Source organism: Micromonospora sp. WMMD1155 (assembly GCF_029581275.1).
Classification (GTDB): Bacteria; Actinomycetota; Actinomycetes; order Mycobacteriales; family Micromonosporaceae; genus Micromonospora.
The window spans coordinates 5879083-5901678 of sequence record NZ_CP120742.1 but is presented as its reverse complement, the minus strand read 5'-3'; the positions used below and the strand labels follow the sequence as shown (position 1 = coordinate 5901678).

The following is a 22596-nucleotide window of genomic DNA, read 5'->3' as shown; positions in this document are numbered from 1 at the left end:
GCGCAGGATAGCGCCTCAGCCGACCGTGGTCGCCGTCACGGCGAGGTGCCGGGTGAGCCAGGCGGTGGTCGCCGTACGCGCCGCCTCGGCGTTGTCGCGGGCCAGGAAGTCGTGCCCCTCACCGGTCAGGACGAGATGGGCGTACGGCGCGTCGCGGGCGGCGAGCGCCTGCGCTACCTGCGCCGACTCGCCCGCCGGCACGTTCGTGTCGTTGGCGCCGTGGATGAGCAGGAGCGGCACGTCGAGCCGGTCGAGGTGGGTCATCGGCGACAGGTCCCGTAGCAGGTCGGCGTCGCGCACCGGGTGGCCGTACTTGCTGACGGCGGCGGCGGCGATCCACGGCTCGGTGCCGGCGAAGAAGGTGTGGAAGTCGGAGATCCCGCACTCGGCGACCCCGGTGGCGAACAGTCCGGGGAAGTTCACCAGCACGGCGAGGACCAGGTAACCACCGTAGGAGCGGCCGAGGCAGCCGAGCTGCCCCGGGCGGGCCACCCCGATGTCGACGAGGTGGTCGGCGCACGCCGCGACGTCGGCGATGGCACCGTAGCGGCCGGCGAGGTTGTCGGCGGCCACGAAGGTCCGGCCGAAACCCGACGAACCGCGCACGTTCGGCGCGAACACCGCGACTCCCTGCGCCACGAGAGCCTGGAACAGCGGGTTGTAGCGGGGACGCTCCTGCGCCTCCGGGCCACCGTGCAGGCTGATGGCGGTGGGCCACGGCCCCGGCCCGGCCGGACGGTAGAGCCAACCGGACAGCGGCAGCCCGTCGCGGGCACGCAGGTCGACCAGTTGTGGCGCGACACCGGCGGCATCGGTACGCGCGACGTCGGCGTCCGGCCGGAGCGGACGTGGCACCCCGGTCGTCGGGTCTACCAGCCAGACCTCCCGGGGCCGCACCGACCCCTGCGCGGTGAGGCAGAGCAGACCACCCTCGGCGGCGAAGACGGCGTCGTCGAGCACCTCACCAGGGGCGGCGACGGCCCGCTGCACCCCAGTGGCGAGGTCGAGCAGGCTCAGCTCGCTGCGGCCACCGTAGGTGTTCCACAGCAGGGCCGCCCGGCGTCCGTCGGCGGTCAGGGCCACCTGCTCCAGTTCGGCGTCCGGCCGCCAGGCGAGCCGGGTCGGCGTCGACTCCGGGCGGCTCGGGTCGATCCGCACCAGCCCGGCCAGCTCCGAGTACGCGTCGGTGCGGGCCAACACACCCGTCCCGTCCGGGGCGAACCAGCCCTGGTCGGTGCTGCCCCGGCCGGTGTCCGGCGACAGCCGCCGTCGTTCGCCGGTCACCACGTCGAGCAGTTCCAACCAACGGGCGTTGCGGGGACCACGGCGCAGCAGGGCGCTGCGGGCGTCCGGGCTGACGTCCAGCAGGGTGAGCAGGTCACCTTCGGCGAGCACCCGCCGGTGCCCGGTGCCCGCGTCGACCAGGACGGCGGCACCCCGCTCGGCGGTCTCGGTGACCATCAGGACCGCGCCGGCCGCCAGCCAACCGGCCGGCGTCGCGCTGCGCTGTCCGAAACCGGCGACCTGGTGGCGCCCGCTGCCGTCCGGCCGGAGCAGCCACACCTCGGTACGGGGCGCGCCGCCGGGAGCGACGACGCAGGCCAGCCACTGCCCGTCCGGGGACCAGCTCACCGCCAGCACCGGATCGTCACCGGTCGGCAGCGCGACGGCGTCATCCGCGCCGACCGCACGGACCCAGACGGCGGGCGTACCGGCCCGGTCGGAGAGGTACGCGACCCGGCCGCCGTCCGGGGACGGCGCGGGCGCGAAGTCCTCGACGACGGGCGTCGGCGTCGGCCGACGACCGGCGAGCCGGGTCCGCCGGGTGGTCCGCGGCGCCTCGATCCGTACGCTCATCTAAACCCCGATCCGCTGCAACCAGAGCTCCAGCAGCCCGAGCTGCCAGAGCGCGTTGGAGCCCAGCGTGGTCCGCCGGGCGTTCGGCGCGTCCAGCAACTCCTCCAGGTAATCCTTGCGGAACAGGCCCCGGTCGCGGGCCGACTGGGCGGTCAACGCGTCGCGGACGTCGTCGAGCAGCGGCCCGGAGAGGTGCCGGATGGCGGGCACCGGGAAGTAGCCCTTCGGCCTGTCGATCACCTCGTCGGGCACGATGCCGCGGCTCGCGGCCTTCAGCACGCCCTTGCCGCCGTGCGCCAGCTTCAACGCGGGTGGGCACGCGGCGGCCAGCTCGACGACCTCGTGGTCGAGGAACGGCACCCGGGCCTCCAACCCCCACGCCATGGTCATGTTGTCGACCCGCTTGACCGGGTCGTCGACGAGCATCACCTGACTGTCCTGGCGTAGGGCCGCGTCCAGGGCGGTGTCCGCGCCGGGCGCGCCGAAGTGCGCCGCCACGAACTCCAGGCTGGCGTCGTGGTCGAGCATCCACTCGGGTGCCAGGTGCCCGGCGAGCGCGTCGTGCCGACGGTCGAAGAACACCCGGGCGTACGCCTCGACGGCGTCGGCGCGGGCGACGTTCGCCATCGGCGGGTACCAGTCGTAGCCGGCGAAGATCTCGTCGGCGCCCTGCCCGGACTGGACGACCGTGATCCGCTTCGAGACCTCCTCGGAGAGCAGGTGGAAGGCGACGCAGTCGTGGCTGACCATCGGCTCGCTCATCGCCGCGACGGCCTCGTGCACGGCGGGCACGAAGCGGGTCGCGCCGATCCGGATCTGCTGGTGGTCGGTGTCGAACTCACGGGCCACCAGGTCGGAGTAGTGGAACTCGTCACCGGTCTCCCCGGCCGCCGCCTCGAAGCCGATGCTGAACGTCGCCAGGCCGGTCTGGCCCTGCTCGGCGAGCAGGGCGACGATCAGGCTGGAGTCGAGGCCGCCGGAGAGCAGCACGCCGACCGGCACGTCGGAGACCATGCGGCGGCGTACGGCGGTGCGTAACGCCGTCATGATGCGTTCCTGCCACTCCTCGGCGGACATCGGCGCGGCGGCGGCGCGGGTGAACTCCGGGCGCCAGTACACGGTTTCGGTGCTCCGCCCGTCCCCGGTGATCACCCGGATGGTGGCGGGTGGGAGCTTGCGGATGCCGGCGAGGATGGTGCGCGGCGGCGGCACCACCGAGTGGAACGTCATGTAGTGGTGCAGCGCCACCGGGTCGAGGTCGGTGTCGACGTCACCGGCGGCCAGCAGCGCCGGTAGCGTCGAGGCGAAACGGACCCGGCCGGGCCCCTCGGCGAGGTAGAGCGGTTTGATGCCGAGCCGGTCGCGGGCCAGCACCAGGGTGCGCGTGGCCAGTTCGACGAGCGCGAACGCGAACATGCCGTAGAACCGTTCGACGCAGGCCGTCCCCCACCTGTGGTACGCCTTGAGGATCACCTCGGTGTCCGAGGTGGACCGGAAGGAGTAGCCGAGGGCGGTCAGCTCGTCGCGCAACTCCCGGTAGTTGTAGATGCACCCGTTGAAGACCAGCGCCAACCCCAGCTCGGGGTCGACCATCGGCTGGGCGCCCGCGTCGGACAGGTCGATGATGCGCAGTCGCCGGTGCACCAGCGCCACCGAGCCGTGCTGCCACCGACCCTCGCCGTCCGGGCCTCGGGACGCCAGGGCGGGCAGCATCCGCCCGACGGCCGTCATGTCGGCCGGCGCCCCGTCGATGCGAAACTCACCTCCGATACCGCACATGGCATCCACCTCTCATCGACTCCGGTCGCTGACCGGTCCAGGCTTGGCGGACCGGGTTGCGCCCCGATGACGCCGGGGTCAAGCGTGGGTTACGCCGACGGCTCATCGGCTCCACCGAGCAGCCAGGTGTCCTTCGACCCGCCGCCCCGGGACGAGTTGACGATCATGCTGCCGGCCGGCGCGACGCGGGTCAGGGCCACCGGCGCCACCTCGGCGGTCTCCCCCAGGAACACGAAGGCCCGCAGGTCGACGTGGCGGGGCGCGAGTGCCGTCCCGTCGAAGACCGGGTGGGTGGTGAGCGCGATCGTCTCCTGGGCGATCCACCGGTGCGGGGCGGCGAGGATCTGCTCGCGGACGGCGTCCAACTCCTCCGCCTCCGCCCGTGGGCCGATCACCACCCGGTCGCCGCCGTACCCGTCGACCGGCTTGAGCACCAACTGATCGAGCCGGCCCAGCACGTCGGCGCGCTGCTCGGGCAGTCCGCACAAATACGTCGGCACGTCCGGAAGCAGCGCCTTCTCCCCCAGGTAGTACTCGATGAGCCGGGGCACGTACGCGTACAGCGCCTTGTCGTCACCGACGCCGTTGCCCAGCGCGTTGGCGAGGGTCAGCCGCCCGGCGTGCACCGCCGCGAGCAGCGGCCAGCCCAACGGCACGCCGTCGGCCCCGGGTGCGTGCAGCAACGCGTCCTCGTCCATCCGCAGGTAGATCACGTCCACCTGGCTGCGGCGACCCTCCCGGATGAGCTGGACGCGGCCCTCCTCCACGAGCAGGTCGCCGCTGCCGGCCAGCGGTACGCCCATCTCGTCGGCGAGCAGCCGGTGCTCGAACCAGGCGGGGTCACCCGGACCGCTGCTGAGCACCACCACGGCGGGCTCGGCGGCGGCGGCGGGCCCGGCGGCCACCAGCGCCCGGTGCAGCATCGCCGGTGTCTCGTCGGCGGGCAGCAGATCGTCGGGGAACGGCAGCTCGGGCAGCACCGCCCGGGTCAGCCGACGGTTCTGCACGGCGTAGCCGATGCCCGAGGGCACCCGCAGGTTGTCCTCCAGCACGTACCAGCCGCCGCCGGGGTCGCGGACGAGGTCGGTGCCGGACACCTGGGCGCGGGTGCCCCGCCGGCCCATCAACGCCCCGGTCGGGCGCAGTCCGGGTGAGGACTCCACCACCCACGCCGGGACCACTCCGTCGGCGACCACGGCCCGGTCCCCGTAGACGTCGCACAGGAAGGCGTCGAGCGCGCGGGCGCGCTGCACCAGGCCCACGCGCAGGCTCCGCCAGTCGTCGGCGGGCACCACGCGGGGCACCAGGTCGACCGGGAAGAGTCGGGTGCTCGCCTCGCCGGCCACGCTGAAGGTCACGCCCCGGGCGCGCTGCTCCTCGTCCCGGTCGTGCTCACGGTGGCGCAGCCCGTCGGCGCCGAGACCCCGCAGGGCGGCCAGCAACGGCCGGTACGCGGGCTGCGGTCCCGCCGGACCGAAGACCTCGTCATCGGTGTGGGAGTAGACGGGCAGGGCCGGTGCGGTCGGCGCGCCGGGCAGTGGCCCCCGTACGCGTCCCCGGGTCTCGTCGAGCAGCAGGTCGACCACATCCGCCAACCGACCGCGCCGCTCGTACGCCCGCCGCTGCCGCGCGGCGGAGCTGCCGCGGTCCAGCGCGTACCGGGTCAGCTCGCTGACCTGTTCCCAGTCCCCGGTCGCCGTCAACTGCGGTCGCAGGTCGGTCACCAGTCGGCGGACCGCCTCGGCGGCGGGCACCGGTCGGGCCGAGCGGGGCAGGTCGAGCAGGTCGCCTTCGAGGCCGGAGCGGGCGGCCCGCCAGACGGCGGCGCGGAGCACCGGTGGGCGCACGGCGGTGCGCTCCACCCCGGCGCGCAGGGCGGCGACCTCCCGCCGGACGAGCGCCCGGAAGAGGCCGGTGAGCAGGACGATGGTCTCCACGTCGGCGTTGGCGTCGGTGATCCGCAGTTCCACGGTGGGCACGTGCGCCGAGGGTCGGACATCGAAGTAGATCATGGCGGGATCGGTGATGGTCTCCGACGAGATCAACTCGGCGACCAGCGCCTCGTGGTCCGCCGCGCTGCTCACCTCGCCCGGGTCACCGGCGGTGGGCCAGCGCTGCCAGACCAGCGAGCGGACGCTGGCGTAGCCGCTGTCCTGCCCCATCCAGTACGGCGAACTGGTGGAGAGGGCCAGGAGCACCGGCAGCCACGGTTGGACGCGGCGGGTGACCGCGACGGCCAGATCCCGGTCGGACACCCCGACGTGCACCTGTGCACCGCAGATCAGCTGCTCCCGGGCGAGCATCTGGTATTCGTCGAGCATCCGCCGGTAACGGGAGGTGGGGGTGACGCTGGGGTCGCCGTCGGCGCGCAGGGGCACCGTCCCCGCCGCCACGATGCCCAGTCCGGCCCGGTCGGCGACCTGCACGGCCGCCTGGCGCAGCCGGGTCAGCTCGACGCGGATCTCGTCCAGGGTGCGGCAGACCGCCGTGTTGGTCTCCACCACGCTGCGGTGCAGCTCGGCGGTGAACGAGGTGGCGGGCAACCGGTCGAGCAACTCACCGGCCCGGGGGACCAACTCCCGGGTGTGCAGGTCGACGACGTGGAACTCTTCCTCCACCCCGATGGTGGCCAGGTCCGCCGGGTCACCGTCGTCCGGCGGCAGGAGCGGTTCGGGTCGGGGCCTGGGCGGGGTCCGGCCGTTGCCGGATCGCCCCAGGGGCTCGTCGAACGTGGGCGCGTTCGTGGTGTTGTCGGCCATGGTCACCCCGGTTCGCGTGTCGGCGGTCTCGACTGTCCGACGAGCGTTCCCAGGGTTGGTACCGGCTGCGTTTCCGGCGCGTTAAGGTGACGCGCTGTTCTGCCCAACCGGGCATCGGACGGACCGAACGGCCGCACCAAACGCTGATCGACACGGTATCGCCGATGTCGGGGTATCCCGGTGGTGCGGATACCCCGACATCGGCGAACTGGAGATGATCAAGACCAGGGAACGGTCAGGGTCACCTCATGTTGGCGACCACGAACGGCGCGTGGCCGTGCAGGTAGTTGTTCCATCCGCCGGTCACCGGCGCGCCGGGGCTGAGCAGGTTGGTGGTGTCGGTAGGCAGGCCCGGCCGTCGAGGCCGCCGCCGGCGTTGCTGGCACCCCACTCGGTGACGAAGAGAGCCAGCCCGGCGCGGATCGCCGCGTCGCCCTCGGCACGCAGCGACGAGCCGTGCGTGCAGGAGTAGAAGTGCAGCGTGTACATCAGGTTGGTGCCGGCGACCGGGCTGGCCGCCGCCACGTCCACGTCCTGCGACCAGGTCGGGGTGCCGAGCACCACGATGTTGTCCGGGTCCGCGGCGCGGATCGCGGAGACCACCGCCTGGTGGTACGGCTTGATGACGGTGGTCCAGCTCACCTGCAGCGGCTCGTTGTAGGGCTCCCAGATGACGTTGGGCAGGTGACCGTAGCGGCGGGCCAGGTCGCCGAAGAACGCCACCGCCTGCGACTGGTTGTTCTGCGCCTCGTGGGCGTGCCAGTCGACAATCACGTACACCCCGGCGGTGACCGCGTTGTTGATGATGGTCTCCACCTGCGTACGCGCCTTGTTCGGGTCACTGAGGTACGCGCCCGCCGGCGACGGCCAGAGTCGTGACAAGTCTCAGTGCGCGCATGCTGAACCCGCTTCGGATCGACGGTGGTGGTCTGAGGCGGGGCGGCGCCTCCGCCACCATATCGATCAACAACTATGGGAGCATGGTGTCGGACGCGGCGGCCGACGGCCGTGTGACGCCCAGCGGCTTGGTGCAGAGCACGTCCGGCTGCGGCAGGTAACCCAGCGCCCGCCAGAACCGCAGCGCGCCCGTGTCCTGCGGTAGCACCAGCAGGTTCACCCGGGGGCAGCCCAGCGCCGCCAACCGCTCCTCCAACGCGGCGACCAGCAGGCGGGCGAGACCTCGCCGCCGGTACGCCGGATCGACGGCCAGCCGCAGGATCATCCCGCGCCGGCCGTCGTACGTGCCGAGCACGACACCGACGAGCGTCCGGTCGACCTCGGCGACCAGGAACAACTGCGGATCCCGCGTCAGCTTGGCGGTCAACTCGGCCCGGGTCAGCACGTCCCGTCCGGCAGCGGTCCACAGTGCCGCGACGCGGTCGTAGTCCGGCCAGACGAACTCGCGGATGTGTGGCACGGCGGCTCCCCCGTCAGTCGGCGGCATCGGTCTGCCGGTGGTGACGCTACGTGCCCTCCGATGACGCGTTCCGTCCGGCGTAGCGTGGGGCGCATGCGAACCACCACGCTGGGCAGCGCAGGTCCCGAGGTCGGCGTCATCGGCCTCGGGTGCATGGGCATGAGCCACGCCTACGACATCACCGGTCCCCGCGACGACGACACCTCGATCTCGGTCATCCGCCAGGCCCTCGATCTGGGTACGACGCTGATCGACACGTCGGACGTGTACGGGCCGTACACCAACGAGGAGCTGGTCGGGCGGGCGCTGGCCGGCGGCCACCGGGAGCGGGCCGTGCTGGCGACGAAGGTCGGCCTGGTCGCGACCTCCCCCACCGACGGCAACCTGCCGAAGATCGGCAAGAACGGCCGCCCGGAGCACATCCGCGCGGCGATCGACGAGAGCCTGCGCCGGCTCGGCACCGACCACGTCGACCTCTACCAGTTGCACCGGGTCGACCCGGAGGTGCCGGTCGAGGAGTCCTGGGGCGCGATGGCGGAGGTCGTGGCCGCGGGTAAGGCACGGCAGATCGGGATGTCCGAGGTGACGGTGGCCCAGATCAAGCGGGCCCAGGCGGTGCACCCGGTGGCGTCGGTGCAGTCCGAGCTGTCGCTGTGGACCCGAGACCCGCTGGCCGAGGTCCTGCCGTACTGCGTCGAGCAGGGCATCGCCTTCCTGCCGTTCTCCCCGCTCGGTCGCGGTTTCCTCGCCGGACGGTTCACCTCGTTCGACGACCTGCCCGCCGACGATTTCCGACGCGGCCTACCCCGCTTTCAGCAGGACGCGCTGCGGGCCAACCTCGCCATCGTCGCCCGGGTCCGGGAGATCGCCGACCGGGTCGGCGTCACCCCCGCGCAGGTGGCGCTCGCATGGGTGGTCGCCCTGGGTGACCAGGTCATTCCGATCCCCGGCACCAAGACCCCGAAGTACCTGGCGGACAACTGCGCCGCCGGCGACGTACAGCTCGGCGCCGAGGACCTGGCCGACCTGGACGCGCTGCCCGCACCCGAGGGTGGCCGCTACTGAGGCTCCGGCGGTCCGGTGCCACGCGCGCCGGGCCGCCACCGGCGGACCGAACCGGACCCCGACCCCGGGCAGGGCGGCGCGCCGTCGGGGTGCGGAGCCGGTGTCGGCCGAACCGCCGAGGCCATCGCTGAGCCGAATTGCCGACTGTGTCGATGTCTCCGGTGTCAGGGCCGTGTCCTGACCCCGAGGTGCGGCATGCCTCGCCCGCCCGCCTGCCGCCCGGGCGGGCCGCGCCCGTCACCCGCCGTAGGCTTGTCGTGGGAGGCGGCGTCGATTTTTGCCCCGAAACGCCTCAAAAAGGATGCTCTAGGGGTTACGGGAGGACGGTCGCGTGACGGACGGTGACGCAGAGCTGGTGGCGCTGGCGCAGGCGGGAGACGCGGCGGCGCTCGGCGCGCTGCTGGCCCGCCACGAGGCCGGGATGCGGGCCGTCGCGGTGAGCATCCTCGGTTACGGACCGGACGCCGAGGACGCGGTGCAGGACGCCATGCTGATGGCGTTGCGGCGCATCGGTGAGCTGCGCGACCCGTCCGCCGTCGGCCCGTGGTTGCGTGCCATCGTCCGCAACAACAGCCGGATGACGTTACGTCGCCCCAGAGCCGTCCCGGTGGCCGAGCCGGAGTGGTTCGCCCGCCCCGCCGACACCCCCACCCCCGAGGAGGCGCTGGACCGGGGCGCGATGCGCGACTGGGTGTGGCACGCCATCGGGCAGTTGTCCGAACCCGACCGGTTGGTCACCCTGCTGCGGTACTTCAGCGACGCCTCGTCGTACGAGCAGATCGCGGCCGTCTGCGGCATCCCGGTCGGCACCGTCCGCAGCCGGCTCAGCCACGCCCGTCGCGCTCTCTCCGACGGCCTGCGCACGGCGGCGAGCGCGGCACACACCGACGTCAGCGCGTCGAACGAGTCACGGTTGCGGGAGGGTCGCGACGTCATCGCCACCGCCATGCGCGGCGACTTCGACCGGGTGGTCCGCGACAGCTGGTGGCCGGACGCCGAGATGATCGTGCCGGGCGGCCTGCGCGGCGGTCGTGACCTGGCCGTCGAGGGCATGAACCGCGACCTGACAGCCGGGGTACGCCAGCGGCTGCGCAACGTCGTGGCCAGCGGCGACGTGCTGATCTGGGAGACCGACCTGATCAGCCCACCGGACGACCCGGAGCACTGCCCGCCCTCCGCGCTGTGGTTGCAGGTGCTGCGCGAGGGGCGGGTGCGCCGGTTCACCCTCTTCCACCCCGTCCCGGCGCGGGAGATCCGCCAGCCGGTGCCGGTCTGAGAAAACTTTCCCGATCGAGCGAACTTTCCCGTCGAACCACGCATCTGGTGGTGCGTCCTACCTCAGGACCGTGCCGGCAGACGCCGCACGAATCTCGAATCGGGAGACAGCTCATGGGTTCCACCAGCCACGACGTCGGCGCCCTCGTTCCGGGTGCCCACTCGTTCACCGTCGACGGTGTCCGGCAGGTCTACCACGTCGCCGGCACCGGCCCGGTCTGCGTGGCGCACTCCGGCGGCCCCGGCATCGAATGGTCCTACCTGCGGGCGCCGGGCCTCGAGGAACACTTCACGATGGTGTACGTCGAGCCGGTCGGCACCGGCGCGTCGGGACGACTCGACAGTGCCGACGACTACCGGATGGCGACTTATGTCCGTTTCCTGGACGCCGTCGTCACCCACCTCGGCGAGCCCCGGGTGTACCTGCTCGGGCACTCGTACGGCGGTTTCGTCATCCAGCAGTACGCCCTGGAGCACCCGGACCGGGTCGCCGGGCTCGCCCTGTACGACACCTCACCGCTCACCGGCGCCGACTTCTGGGCCGAGGCGATGACCAACCTCGCCGCCTACCCGCAGCGGCACCCGGACCGGCCGGAGGCGGCGGAGGTCCCCGCCGCTCTCCAACGGGCCCTCACCGCCGGCGACGACGAGACGCTGAGCGCCGGCCTGAGCGCCGCGCTACCGGTGTACTTCGCGGACTTCTGGGCCCGACAGGCCGAGTTCGCCCCGTTGCAGGCGGGTCTGCGGGCCTGGGTGGCGCCGGCCGGCGCACCGGACCCGGTGCCCTTCGACGTACGCGACCGGCTCGGTGAGATCACCGTGCCGGCCGTGGTGATCGTCGGGGCACACGACTTCATCTGCGGCCCCCGCTTCGCCGAGGAAATGCACGCGGGACTGAAGGACTCGCGGCTGGTGCTGCTGGAGCAGAGCGGGCACTTCGGGCACATCGAGCAGCCGGTGGAGTTCACCGAGGCCGTGGTGGAGCTGCTGAAGCGGTGACGTCCGCGCCGCCCCCGACGCCGGTTCGTCACAGCGGGCAGACCTCGAGGGCTGCCGGTGTTGCACGGTCATAGGCTTGGCACTTCGCTGCGCCGTGACGAAGGAGAGACCGCCGTGAGCCAGACGGATTCCGTGGACGAGTGGAACGTTGCCGAGGACGACGGTGTCCTGGACGCCTCCGACACGCTTGACGACGACCGGGTCGGCGACCCTCTCGACACCGGCATCGTCGCCGAGGACCACTGGACGGCGGCGAACCGGTTCGGCACCACGCCGGCCGAGGAGCGGGCGGGCGAGTCCCTGGAGCAGCACCTCGCCCAGGAGGTGCCGGACGTCGACCCGTACGCCGAGGACGGCGACGACGAGGACGAGCTGACCCGCCGGGGGTACGAGGCCGAGGCGCGCGCCGGCCGTCTCGTCGCGTACGACGAGGGCGTCCGGGAGGACGACGAGGCCGAGTCGGTGGCGTGGGACGCCGGGATCGACGCGGGTGCCGCCAGCGCCGAGGAAGCCGCGATCCACGTGATCGAGGACCCGGACGGGCCCGGCGACGGCCCGCTGCGCTGACGCGCGTACGACACCGCCGCGCTCACCATCGGTGGATGGTGAGCGCGGCGGGCGTGCCGATCAGTGGATGACGACCGGCGTCTTGACGAGGTCGCCCTGCGGGTCGTCGAGCTGCGCCGGCTGGCGTCGGCGCGGCAGCAGCGCGGCCGGCACGAACGTGAGCAGGACCAGCGCGAACGCGACCCAGAAGGTGGCCGCGAACGACTTGGCGGCGAAGTCGAGCCCACTCTGGATGATCGACGGGTCCACCGGCATCTGCTCGAGCAGCTCCGGCCGTTGCTGGGAGGCGATGGCCAGCCCGGCCTCGGTGACCGGCTTGCCCGTGCTCGGGTCCACCAGGCCGGGGATCGGCCGGGAGCCGTTCAGCTCGTTGGTGAGGATCACCGACATGACGGCGGCGCCGACCGACCCGCCGATCTGTTGGAGGATGTTGACCAGCGTGGAGCCGCGGGCGACCTCCTGCGCCTGCAACGTCCGCAACGCCGACGTCATGATCGGCATCATGGTGCCGCCCATGCCCAGGCCCATCACGAACAGCGAGCCGCCGAGCAGCCAGTACGAGGTCTGCGGGTCGACCTGGGTGAAGCTGAAGAACCCGGCGACGATGAGCGCCAGCGCGAACGGCACGGTGCGCCCGATCGGCACCCGGTCGGCCAGTGTGCCGGCGATCGGCATGGTGATCATCGCGCCGATGCCCTGCGGGGCCATCAGCAGACCGGCGGCCAGCGTCGACTCGCCGCGCACCTGCAGGAAGTAGCTCGGGAACAGCAGGCCGGCGCCCATGAACGCGATGATGAACACGAACAGCGTCACCGAGGCGACGGTCAGGCTGCGGTTGCGGAACAGCCGCAGGTCGAGCAGCGGATGCCGGGGCTTGAACGAGTAGAGCACGAACGCCACCACCAGCGCGCCGCCGACCAGCATCGGGGCCCACACCTTGGCCTCGGCGAACGTGCCCACCTCCGGCAGGGACGAGACGCCGTAGAGGAAGAGGGCCAGACCCGGCGACAGCATGATCATGCCGACGAAGTCGAACGACTCGGACGGCTCGGGGGCGTCCTTCGGCAGCGCCATCTGCGCGTACACCAGCGCGATGACGCCGATCGGGATGTTGATCAGGAAGATCCAGTGCCAGCTCGCGGTGTCGATCAGCCAGCCGCCGAGGATCGGGCCGCCGATCGGGCCGAGCAGCATCGGGATGCCGAGGACGGCCATCAGCCGGCCGATCCGGTGCGGGCCCGCGGCGCGGGTCATGATGGTCATGCCCAGCGGCATGAGCATGCCGCCACCGAGGCCCTGCAGCACGCGGTAGCCGATCAGCTCGCCGATCGTGTCGGCCGTGGCACAGAGCCCCGACCCGATCGTGAACAGAGCCAGCGCCACCATGTAGAGACGCTTGGTGCCGAACCGGTCCGCCGCCCACCCGCTGAGCGGGATCACGGTGGCCAAGGCGAGGGTGTACGCGGTCATGGTCCACGCCACCCGGGCGTAGGACGCGTCGAACTCGGTCTGGAATGTGGGCAGCGCCACGCTGACCACCGTCACGTCGAGGATCGACATGATCGCGCCAAGGACGACGACGCCCGCCACCTTGAGCACCGCGGCGTCGAGTTTGTCCGATGTCGCGACGGATTGCTGTGTCACAAACTCTCCTGAAGTCGAATGAGCCGGCCAGTGGTGGGCGGTGGCGGCGATGCCGCGCCGACCAGGCGCGGGGCGCGTCGTACCAGGACGACGACGCGCGCAGGAAGAGTATCGGTCGGATGCGACAGTCCGCCGCCGGTTTACCGCCCCACGGGGTGTCGCAGCCGAACGGCCGTCCGATTGGAGCCGGACGGCCGGGCCCAGCCAGGGATCACGAATCCCTGGACAAAGCGCACCTGGTTGGGGTTCCGCGCCGGTGCGACGGTCGGTTCATGACACCTTCCACGTACACCGTCACCGGCCACTGGATCGGTGGCGAGACCGTCGCCGGCACGGCCGGCACCATTCCCGTCGTGAACCCGGCGACCGGCGAGGTCGTCGCCGAGACCCCGGCCGGCACCGCCGCCGACGTCGACCGGGCCGTCGCCGCGGCCCGGGCGGCCTTTCCCGCCTGGGCGGCGACCGCGCCGCAGCACCGGGCGGGCGTGCTGCGGCGCCTCGGCGCCGGCCTCGCCGCCCGGCAGGAGGAGATCGCCCAGGCGATCACCGCCGAGATGGGCTCGCCGATCGGCATGTCCCGCACCGCCCAGGTCGCCTTCCCAGCCGCCGTGGTCGAGTCCGTCGCCGGTCTGGCCGACGACTTCGCCTGGACCGAGGAGGTCGGCAACTCGCTGATCGTCCGTGAACCGATCGGCGTCGTCGGCGCGATCACCCCGTGGAACTTCCCGTTGCAGCAGATCGTCTCGAAGCTGGCGCCGGCACTGCTCGCGGGCAACACGATGGTCTTCAAGCCCTCCGAGAACGCCCCGCTGACCGCGCGGATCCTCGCCGAGGTCGCCGCCGACGCGGGCGTGCCGGCGGGCGTGCTCAACGTGGTGTACGGCACCGGGGCGGTCGTCGGCGAGGCCATCTCCGCGCACCCGGACATCGACATGATCTCCTTCACCGGCTCCACCCGGGCCGGCAGGCGCATCGGCGCGGTGGCCGCCGAGACCGTCAAGCGGGTCGCGCTGGAGCTGGGCGGCAAGGGCGCGAACATCATCCTGGACGACGCCGACCTGCCCGAGGCGGTCAACCGGGGGCTGATGATGGCGTTCTCGAACGGCGGTCAGGTGTGCGGCGCGTGGCCGCGGATGCTGGTGCCCGCCACCCGCCAGGACGAGGTCGTCGCGCTGGCCGTCGAGGCGGCCAAGCAGTACACCGTGGGCGACCCGACCGACGAGGCAACCCGGATCGGCCCGATGGCGTCCGAGGCCCACCGGGAGAAGGTCGTCGGGTACATCGAGCGGGGTGTCACCGACGGCGCCCGGCTCGTGTTCGGCGGCCCGGACCGGCCCGAGGGCCTGCCGACCGGGGCCTACGTGCAGCCGACGATCTTCGCCGACGTCGACCCGACCGCACCCATCGCCCAGGAGGAGATCTTCGGCCCGGTGCTGACGATCATCCCGTACGCCGACGAGGAGGACGCCGTGGCGATCGCCAACGGCACCCCGTACGGCCTGACCAGCGGTGTCTTCGGCGAGCCGGAGCACGCTCTGGCGATCGCCCGGCGGCTGCGGGTGGGGCAGGTCGACGTGAACGCCGGCCACTGGAACCCCCTCGCCCCCTTCGGCGGCTACAAGCAGTCCGGCAACGGTCGCGAGTTCGGCCGCTTCGGCCTGGAGGAGTTCCTGGAGACGAAGTCCATCCAACGCTGACGGGCGGGTGGCGGTGTTCCCGGGGCGGAACACCGCCACCTGGTTTGACTGTTGCACTCTTGGTGCCGGCCGTCGTCGGCGCCCACCGATCGGAGACACCGTGGACCGCGCCCGACTCGCCAGCTTCCTGCGTACGCGCCGCGAGGCGCTGCAACCCGAGGACGTGGGACTGCCCCGGGGGCGGCGCCGACGCACCGGTGGGCTGCGCCGCGAGGAAGTCGCCGCGTTGAGTGGTATGTCCACCGACTACTACAGCCGGTTGGAGCAGCAGCGCGGGCCGCACCCGTCGGAGCAGATGCTCGCCGCGCTGGCCCGTGGCCTGCGGCTCTCGCTGGCCGAACGGGACCACCTGTTCCTGCTGGCCGGGCACGCCGCACCGCACCGCACCGTGCGGGCCGACCACGTCAACCCGGGGATGATGCGCATCCTCGACCGGATGCACGACACCCCGGCCCAGGTGGTGAACCACCTCGGCGAGACCCTGGCGCAGACCGCACCGGCCGTCGCCCTGCTGGGTGACGAGACCCGCTACACCGGGCTGGCGCGCAGCGCCCACCACCGCTGGTTCACCGACCCGTCGGTCCGGCGGCTGCACCCGGTGGAGGACCACCAGACGCAGAGCCGCCTGCTGGTGGGGCACCTGCACGCGTCGTACACCCGGGATGGGCGCGGTTCGCGGGCCGCGACGCTCGTCGACGACCTGCTGGCCAGGAGCCCGGAGTTCGCGCAGCTGTGGCGCGAGCATCCGGTGCCGGCCGGCTACTGCCCGGCGAAGCACTTCCTCCACCCGGAGGTGGGGGCGTTGGAGCTGCACTGCCAGACGCTCGTGGACCCGGACGAGTCGCAGACACTGCTGGTCTTCACCGCCGTGCCCGGCTCGCCGAGCGACGAGAAGCTGCGGCTGCTCTCCGTCATCGGCGGACAGCTCGTCTGACCGCGATCAGCGCCGCGCGGCGGCGGCATCGCCGGAACGCGGCGTCCGCGGGAAACGGGCGGGGCTGACGCCCAGGTACCGACGGAAGTGGCGGGTCAGGTGGGCCTGGTCGAAGAAGCCGGCCGCGACCGCGACCTCGGCGGGCCGCTGCCCGGCGAGGAGCAGACGGCGGGCCACCTCGACGCGGCGACCGGTCAGGTACGAGTGCGGTGGCACCCCGTGCGCGGCGGTGAACGTCCGAACCAGGTGGGTCGGGTGGGCGTGCAGCAGCGCGGCGGCCTCCCCGAGCGTGACGCCCTCGACGGTCCGGGCGTCCAGCAGCTCCCGTAGGCGGACCGCGAGACCGGGGGCGGCCGGTGCCCTGGTGACCGGGGCGCGTCGGCGCAGCCGCGTGTGCAGCCGGTCCAGGATGAACGCGAGCCGACCCTCGGCCTCGAACTCGTCGCCGGGTGCGTCGAGCGCCCGGTGCAGGAGGTGGATGCGGTCGCGCAACTGCGGGTCGACGATGCCCGGCTGGTCGACCGCCCGGCCGACCAGCTCCGCGTCGAGTACGGAGGTGTCGAGGTAGAGGACCCGTTTGCGGAAGCCGTCGACGGTGGCGGCGCGACCGTCGTGCGGCACGTACGGCGGCAGCAGGGTGACCGAGGTGCGCAGCGCGCCGTGCCGGTGCCGGTCCAGGTCGTAGCGGACCGCGCCGTCGTCGACGATCAACAGCGTCCAGACCTCGTGGACGTGCCGGGGGTAGGCGTGGTCCAGGAAATGGGCGTGGAAGACCTCGGCGACCCCGGCTACGGCGGGTCGCCAGGCGCTGACGTGCGAGCCCGCCGGGCGGGTGGCCACGCTAAGAACGTACAAGACCGGTCGGCGGTACGCGGGCAGGCTCGACGCCATGACCGAACCCATCCGATTCCCCACCAAGATCGCTGTGCTGCTCCGTGACGACCTGGTGAGCTGGCAGCGCCTGAACGTCACCGCGTTCCTGGTCAGCGGCATCGCCAACGCCGTACCGGATCTGCTGGGCGAGGAGTACCGGGACGCGGACGGCACCCGGTACCTGCCGATGTTCGGCCAGCCGGTGCTGGTCTTCGCCGGTGACCGGGCCGCGCTGGCCGCTGCGCACTCACGCGCGCTCGCCCGTGGGCTGCGTCTGTCCATCTTCACGGCCGACCTGTTCGCCACCGGCAACGACCGGGACAACCGAGCGGCCGTGCAGGCGGTCGGGCGGGAGAAACTCGACCTGGTGGGCCTGGCGCTGCACGCCCCCCGCAACGTGGTCGACAAGGTGGTCAAGGGTACGACCATGCACCCCTGAGGCGACGGCCGACGGGATCGTGCACGGGTTGTTCAGCCGACGTTCCGGTGGGGGTTCCACTGTGGTGAGCGGCGGGCGCTTGCATCGGCGCGGCGGCAACGGCCGCCGACTCGATGCGGGAGGCGATGTGCGTACCACTTCCAGAAAGGCTCGGGCCGTCGCGTCCGCCGCGGCGGCGATCTCGCTGCTCGCGGCGACGCCGGCACTCGGCGCGCCGGGTCACCCGACCCCGGGGCACCCGGGTACGGGCGCGAGCTGCGCGCCGGACGCCTCGCTGCTCGGCTTCTCCGACGCTCTCGACAAGACGACCTTCCGGGGCACTCCGGTGGCCGGCCTGTCCGCGCTGTCGTTCGCCCGCCCCGGGCGTGCCCTCGCGCTGGTGGACAACATCGGCACCACTCCCGCCCGGGTCTACGAGCTGGGCCTGGACACCGGCCGGCGCGGCGTGGACGTCGGTGTCCGCGACGTCACGGTGCTCACCCGGCCCGACGGCACGCCGTACACCGGTGCCGACTTCGACGGGGAGGGGCTCGTCGCCGAGCGCGGCGGGGACACCGTCCTGGCCGGCTCCGAGCGGGAGCCCTCGATCCGCCGGTTCCGGCTCTCCGACGGCCGGGAGATCGGCTCGCTGCCGGTGCCGGCCCGCTTCCAGGTCACCCCGGCCGGTGAGGCCGCGGTCAACCAGACCTTCGAGGCGCTGACCGCCACCGGGGACCACCGGGTGCTCTACGCCGGGATGGAGGGCCCGCTCGCGGCGGACGGCCGCGACGCCGAGGGCCGCGGCCGACAGCGGATCATCCGGTACGACGGCCGCGAGGGCGGCGCGTACGCCCCGACCGCCCAGTACGCGTACCGCACCGACCCGAACCTCGGTCTGGTCGAGCTGATCGCGCTCGGCGACGACCAACTGCTCTCGGTGGAGCGGGGCTTCACGACCGGGGTGGGGAACACCGTGCGGGTGTACCGGGTCTCGGCGACCGGCGCGCCCGACGTGTCCGCCGTCGAGTCCCTGTCGACCACGACCGACCCGCGCTCGTGGTTGGGCAAGGAGCTGCTGGTCGACATCGCCGACTGCCCGCCGTCCGGCGCGACCACGAAGCAGCCGCAGCCCAACCCGTTGCTGGACAACATCGAGGGCGCCGCGCTCGGCCGTGACCTGCCGGGCGGTCGCCGCGAGCTGTACCTGATCAGCGACGACAACGGCAGCGCCACCCAGACCACCCGGGTGTACGCGCTGTCGGTGAAGCTGCGCCCCGAGGTGACGTTGCGGGACCGGGCGCTGCTGTCGGCGACCGCGTACCAGCCGGGGCCGGTCTCCGGTACCCAGCTCGCCACCACCCCGGTCAACGGGATCACCGCGCCCTTCCCCGGCCAGCCCATTCCGGGCTTCTCCGCGGTGATCCCGGCCCAGCCTGGTGACCGTTCCGGCCGGCGGCTGCTCGCCATGCCGGACAACGGGTTCGGCGCGAAGACCAACTCGGCCGACTTCCTGCTGCGGGCGTACGAGATCGAACCGGACTACCAGCGTCACGGTGTGACCGTCCGGGGGCACATCGGTTTCCGTGACCCCGACCGCAGGGTGCCGTTCCCGATCGTGAACGGCGACACCCGGGACCGTCTGCTGACCGGCGCGGACTTCGACATCGAGTCGCTGGCCCGCGACGCGCGGGGCGACCTGTGGATCGGCGACGAGTTCGGCCCGTACCTGGTGCGCACCGATCGGACCGGAAAGGTGCTGCAGGCGCCGATCCCGCTGCCGGACGGCACCAAGTCCCCGCAGTCGCCGGATCTCGCCCCGGGTGAGACGCCGACCCTGCGGGCCAGCAACGGTTTCGAGGCGATGGCGACCAGCGCGGACGGCTGGACGCTCTACCCGATCCTGGAGGGCGCCCAGGTCAACGACCCGGACCAGCGCCGCCGGGTGGTCTACGAGTTCGACGTGCGGCACAACCGGTACACCGACCGCACCTGGTCGTTCCGGGTGGACGACCCGTCCCTGCTGGTCGGGGACGCGGCGGTGCTCGACGGTCACCGGCTGCTGCTGATCGAGCGGGACAACGGCATGGGCCCGCAGTCAATAGTCAAGCGCCTGGTGGTGACCGATCTGGACGAGGTGGGCGCGGACGGCTACCTGCCCCGGCGCACCGTTGTCGACCTGATGCGTGTGGCCGACCCGAAGGGTGTCTCCACCCCGGCCCGTCCGGGCGAGTACGGCGTCGGCCCGCTCTTCTCGTTCCCGTTGCAGTCGGTCGAGTCGGTGCTGCCGCTCGGCGGCGACCGGGTGCTGGTGGCCAACGACAACAACTTCCCGGGCAACGACGGTCGTATCCCGGGGCGTCCGGACGACACGGAGCTGATCGTGATCGACGTGCCCGGCCTGCGCTGACACCTTCGTTCCGAACGACCCCCGGCGCGTAGCGCCGGGGGTCGACGCGTTCACCGGGAGGCGGCGGGCGTTCGCAGACATTGATATCAATGAACGGCGCTGTAATAATTAACACACTTTACAAATGCTGTGGCACCTGGAGGACGACGAGATGACACGACGACTGGCCGGAGCCCTCCCTCGCATCCGCCTGACCTCCACGCTCGCCGTGGTCGTGCTCGCCGTACCGGCGGCGCTGGCCGTCGGCGCATCGCCCGCGACAGCCGCCGCGACCGGCGCCATCACGGGGTACGGCGGCAAGTGCGTCGACGTGGCCGCCGCCAACCCGGCCAACACCACGGCGGTCCAGCTCTACACCTGCAACGGCTCGACGGCGCAACAGTGGACGGTGGGCGACGACGGCACGGTCAGGGCGCTGGGCAAGTGTCTCGACATCGCCGCCGGCAGCACCGCGAACGGCGCACGCGTCCAGATCTACGACTGCAACGGCACCGGGGCACAGCAGTGGTCGGCGAGTGCCGGGCAACTGGTCAACCCCACCTCCGGCAAGTGCCTCGACGCGACCGGTCCCAGCTCCGCCGACGGCACTCCGCTGCAGATCTGGAGCTGCACCGGCACCGCCAACCAGACCTGGACGCTGCCCACCGGCGGCACCACACCACCCCCGTCGAGTGGGTTCACCCACCCCGGCGTGCTGGTCAGCCGGGGGCAACTCGACTTCGTACGCGGTCGGGTGCAGGCCGGCGCGCAGCCGTGGGCGTCGGCCTACAACCAGATGATGGGCAGCCGGTACGCCTCCCTGTCGCGTACGCCGGCACCCCGGTCGGTGGTCGAGTGCGGGTCGTACTCCAACCCCAACAACGGCTGCACCGACGAGCGGGAGGACGCGATCGCCGCGTACACCCACGCCCTCGCCTGGTATCTCACCGGGGACTCCCGGTACGCGCAGAAGTCCATCCAGATCATGGACGCGTGGTCGGCCACGATCACCGCGCACACCGGCAGCAACGCACCGTTGCAGACCGGCTGGGCCGCCTCGGTCTGGCCCCGCGCCGCCGAGATCATCAAGTACACGTACTCGAGTTGGCCCAACGCCGACCGGTTCGCCACCATGCTGCGCACCGTCTACCTGCCGGTGGTCCGCAACGGCTCGAACAGCAACGGCAACTGGGAACTGACCATGATGGAGGCGGCCGTCGGCATCGCCGTCTTCCTGGAGGACCGCAGCGCCTACGACGCGGCGGTCACCCGCTTCCTCAACCGCACCCGGGCCTTCGTCTACCTGCCCAGCGACGGTGCGTTGCCGTACACGATGCCCGGCAGCGGCCTGGACACCAGCGCCGAGATCATCGGCTACTGGCAGGGCCAGTCCACCTTCGTCGCGGGCCTCGCCCAGGAGACCTGCCGCGACTTCGTCCACACCGGGTACGGGATCTCCGCCATCTCGCACGTCGCGGAGACCTCGCGGATCCAGGGGCGGGACCTGTACCCGCAGGTCGGTGAGCGGCTGCGGCAGGCACTGGGCTTCCACTCCCGCTACCAGCTCGGCGAGGCGCCGCCCTCCTGGCTCTGCGGCGGCAGCCTCACCCGGGGCCTCGGCCCGATCACCGAGGTCGGCTTCAACGCGATGAGCACCCGGCTGGGCAACGTCATGACCAACACCCAGACGCTCACGCTGCAACAACGCCCGGCGGGCAGCAACAACCTGTTCGTCGCCTGGGAGACGCTGACCCACGCCAGCAACCCGAACTGACCGGACCACGGTGGGTCGGCCACTGACGTAACATCGTCACAAGTCGATGACTGGTCCGCTGCGGTCACCCGGAGGCGAGGCAAGCATCATGCGCGATCATCAGGTGCGCGGCGTCCGATCCAGGGCAGCCGCCCTGGCCGTCTGCGCGCTCGCGGCGGCGGTGGTGGCGGGCGCGACCCCGGCGTACGCCGCGACGGACACCGAGCGCCCCACCGCGCCCGGCGCCATCACCGTCGTCGCCGTCGACACCACCTGGATCGAGTTGACCTGGGCGGCCGCGACGGACAACGTCGGTGTGGTCGGCTACCCGGTCGGCGCGCGATTCGAGGACACCGGCGCCCACTATTCGACCGACACCACCGGCATCCGGATCACCGGCCTGCGGCCCTCGCGCACGTACGTCTTCTCCGTCGCGGCCGTGGACGCGGCCGGCAACAGGTCGCTGAACGATCCGACACTGCGGGTGACCATGCCGCCGGGTGACGACCGGCCACCCGGCGCACCCGGCCAACCGGTCGCCTACGACGTCGCCGCGACGGCGGTGTGGCTGCGCTGGACCCACTCGGTCGAGAACGTCGCCCTCGACCGGTACGAGGTGTTCCGGGTCGACGCCGGCGGCGCCCTCACCCGGGTCAGTGAGGTGTACCAGTACCCGCCGCGCACCAGCACCCAGGTCAGCGGGTTGACGCCGAACACCACGTACACCTTCGTGGTGCAGGCCCGCGACGAGGCCGGCCACCTGTCCCCGCTGTCCGCGCCGGTCACCGTGACCACGCTTCCCCCACCGCCCAACTGCTCGGTCCGGTCGACCGTGGCCCGGTGGCCGGACGGTTTCGTGGCACGCCTCGCGGTCACCAACACCGGCCCGACCCCGATCGACGGGTGGACGATGAGCTGGCGGTTCTACGCCGGTCAGCAGCTGCGCGGCCTGTGGGGCGCGGAGGTCGTCGACCGGGACGGCAGCTATCTGCGGGTGCGCAACGTCCGCCACAACGGGCTGATCCCGCCCGGCGGCACGGTGTCGCTGGGGGTCGTCGCCAGCGGCTCGCAGACGCCGCAGGAGGTCACTGTGAACGGTGGTGTCTGCCAGATGGCGGACGAGTAACGCTCGCGTTCGAGGTCTGGCGCGCGCCGCGACATCTTGCGACGCTA

17 protein-coding genes are annotated in these 22596 nt (G+C 72.2%); 10 read left to right on the top strand and 7 right to left on the bottom strand.

The window, feature by feature from the left end:
- Positions 1-15: 15 nt before the first annotated feature.
- The 5 genes from O7617_RS26910 to O7617_RS26890 all read right to left on the bottom strand — a co-directional run bounded on the left by O7617_RS26910 (position 16) and on the right by O7617_RS26890 (position 7812).
- On the bottom strand, positions 16-1857 hold the full coding sequence (locus tag O7617_RS26910; RefSeq protein WP_282258970.1) for a prolyl oligopeptidase family serine peptidase: 1842 nt from the start codon (positions 1855-1857) through the stop codon (positions 16-18).
- The gene (locus O7617_RS26905; RefSeq protein ID WP_282258969.1) at positions 1858-3636 is read right to left on the bottom strand and encodes an N-acetylglutaminylglutamine amidotransferase; all 1779 of its coding nucleotides are present in this window, start codon (positions 3634-3636) and stop codon (positions 1858-1860) included. It lies immediately after the preceding gene.
- Positions 3637-3725: 89 nt separating this feature from the next.
- On the bottom strand, positions 3726-6395 hold the full coding sequence (locus O7617_RS26900; protein ID WP_282258967.1) for a carboxylate--amine ligase/circularly permuted type 2 ATP-grasp protein: 2670 nt from the start codon (positions 6393-6395) through the stop codon (positions 3726-3728).
- 303 nt (positions 6396-6698) lie between these two features.
- Positions 6699-7277 (bottom strand): glycoside hydrolase family 5 protein, encoded by a 579-nt coding sequence (locus tag O7617_RS26895; RefSeq protein WP_282258965.1) that lies wholly within the window; start codon positions 7275-7277, stop codon positions 6699-6701.
- 88 nt (positions 7278-7365) lie between these two features.
- Positions 7366-7812, bottom strand: a complete 447-nt coding sequence (locus tag O7617_RS26890) for a GNAT family N-acetyltransferase (protein WP_282258963.1) — start codon at positions 7810-7812, stop codon at positions 7366-7368.
- 93 nt (positions 7813-7905) lie between these two features.
- On the opposite strand from O7617_RS26890, the gene O7617_RS26885 reads away from it, so the two are divergent.
- The 4 genes from O7617_RS26885 to O7617_RS26870 all read left to right on the top strand — a co-directional run bounded on the left by O7617_RS26885 (position 7906) and on the right by O7617_RS26870 (position 11718).
- On the top strand, positions 7906-8877 hold the full coding sequence (locus O7617_RS26885) for an aldo/keto reductase (RefSeq protein WP_282258961.1): 972 nt from the start codon (positions 7906-7908) through the stop codon (positions 8875-8877).
- A 331-nt stretch (positions 8878-9208) separates the two neighbouring features.
- Positions 9209-10153 carry a sigma-70 family RNA polymerase sigma factor gene (locus O7617_RS26880; RefSeq protein ID WP_282258959.1) on the top strand — a complete coding sequence of 315 codons (945 nt, stop codon included), beginning with the start codon at positions 9209-9211 and terminating at the stop codon, positions 10151-10153.
- A 113-nt stretch (positions 10154-10266) separates the two neighbouring features.
- Positions 10267-11151 (top strand): alpha/beta hydrolase, encoded by an 885-nt coding sequence (locus tag O7617_RS26875; RefSeq protein WP_282258957.1) that lies wholly within the window; start codon positions 10267-10269, stop codon positions 11149-11151.
- A 114-nt stretch (positions 11152-11265) separates the two neighbouring features.
- Positions 11266-11718 (top strand): DUF5709 domain-containing protein, encoded by a 453-nt coding sequence (locus O7617_RS26870; RefSeq protein ID WP_145780891.1) that lies wholly within the window; start codon positions 11266-11268, stop codon positions 11716-11718.
- Between the two features lie 60 nt (positions 11719-11778).
- On the opposite strand, the gene O7617_RS26865 is transcribed toward O7617_RS26870, so the two are convergent.
- Positions 11779-13362 (bottom strand): DHA2 family efflux MFS transporter permease subunit, encoded by a 1584-nt coding sequence (locus O7617_RS26865; RefSeq protein WP_282258955.1) that lies wholly within the window; start codon positions 13360-13362, stop codon positions 11779-11781.
- 272 nt (positions 13363-13634) lie between these two features.
- Between O7617_RS26865 and O7617_RS26860 the strand changes: the two genes are divergently transcribed.
- Together O7617_RS26860 and O7617_RS26855 are read left to right on the top strand one after the other, a co-directional pair.
- Positions 13635-15059, top strand: a complete 1425-nt coding sequence (locus O7617_RS26860) for an aldehyde dehydrogenase family protein (RefSeq protein WP_282258953.1) — start codon at positions 13635-13637, stop codon at positions 15057-15059.
- A gap of 100 nt (positions 15060-15159) precedes the next feature.
- A complete protein-coding gene (locus O7617_RS26855) occupies positions 15160-15993 on the top strand; it encodes a helix-turn-helix transcriptional regulator (RefSeq protein WP_282258951.1) in 834 nt (277 codons plus the stop codon).
- A gap of 6 nt (positions 15994-15999) precedes the next feature.
- On the opposite strand, the gene O7617_RS26850 is transcribed toward O7617_RS26855, so the two are convergent.
- Positions 16000-16833, bottom strand: a complete 834-nt coding sequence (locus O7617_RS26850; protein ID WP_282258949.1) for an AraC family transcriptional regulator — start codon at positions 16831-16833, stop codon at positions 16000-16002.
- Positions 16834-16882: 49 nt separating this feature from the next.
- Between O7617_RS26850 and O7617_RS26845 the strand changes: the two genes are divergently transcribed.
- The 4 genes from O7617_RS26845 (at position 16883) to O7617_RS26830 (ending at position 22549) form a co-directional block, all read left to right on the top strand.
- Positions 16883-17305, top strand: coding sequence for a DUF2000 domain-containing protein (locus tag O7617_RS26845; protein WP_282258947.1), 423 nt, complete (start codon positions 16883-16885; stop codon positions 17303-17305).
- Between the two features lie 127 nt (positions 17306-17432).
- A complete protein-coding gene (locus tag O7617_RS26840) occupies positions 17433-19691 on the top strand; it encodes an esterase-like activity of phytase family protein (protein WP_282258946.1) in 2259 nt (752 codons plus the stop codon).
- Between the two features lie 124 nt (positions 19692-19815).
- Positions 19816-21444 (top strand): ricin-type beta-trefoil lectin domain protein, encoded by a 1629-nt coding sequence (locus O7617_RS26835; protein ID WP_282258945.1) that lies wholly within the window; start codon positions 19816-19818, stop codon positions 21442-21444.
- An 88-nt stretch (positions 21445-21532) separates the two neighbouring features.
- Positions 21533-22549, top strand: a complete 1017-nt coding sequence (locus O7617_RS26830; RefSeq protein ID WP_282258944.1) for a cellulose binding domain-containing protein — start codon at positions 21533-21535, stop codon at positions 22547-22549.
- Positions 22550-22596 lie beyond the last annotated feature (47 nt).

Excerpts from the sequence above, each read along its gene's own strand:
- O7617_RS26835 (WP_282258945.1), top strand. The coding sequence starts at position 19,816 with ATGCTGTGGCACCTGGAGGACGACGAGATGACACGACGACTGGCCGGA.
- O7617_RS26885 (WP_282258961.1), top strand. The coding sequence starts at position 7,906 with ATGCGAACCACCACGCTGGGCAGCGCAGGTCCCGAGGTCGGCGTCATC.
- O7617_RS26910 (WP_282258970.1), bottom strand. The coding sequence starts at position 1,857 with ATGAGCGTACGGATCGAGGCGCCGCGGACCACCCGGCGGACCCGGCTC.
- O7617_RS26875 (WP_282258957.1), top strand. The coding sequence starts at position 10,267 with ATGGGTTCCACCAGCCACGACGTCGGCGCCCTCGTTCCGGGTGCCCAC.
- O7617_RS26860 (WP_282258953.1), top strand. The coding sequence starts at position 13,635 with ATGACACCTTCCACGTACACCGTCACCGGCCACTGGATCGGTGGCGAG.
- O7617_RS26900 (WP_282258967.1), bottom strand. The coding sequence starts at position 6,395 with ATGGCCGACAACACCACGAACGCGCCCACGTTCGACGAGCCCCTGGGG.
- O7617_RS26830 (WP_282258944.1), top strand. The coding sequence starts at position 21,533 with ATGCGCGATCATCAGGTGCGCGGCGTCCGATCCAGGGCAGCCGCCCTG.
- O7617_RS26905 (WP_282258969.1), bottom strand. The coding sequence starts at position 3,636 with ATGTGCGGTATCGGAGGTGAGTTTCGCATCGACGGGGCGCCGGCCGAC.
- O7617_RS26845 (WP_282258947.1), top strand. The coding sequence starts at position 16,883 with ATGACCGAACCCATCCGATTCCCCACCAAGATCGCTGTGCTGCTCCGT.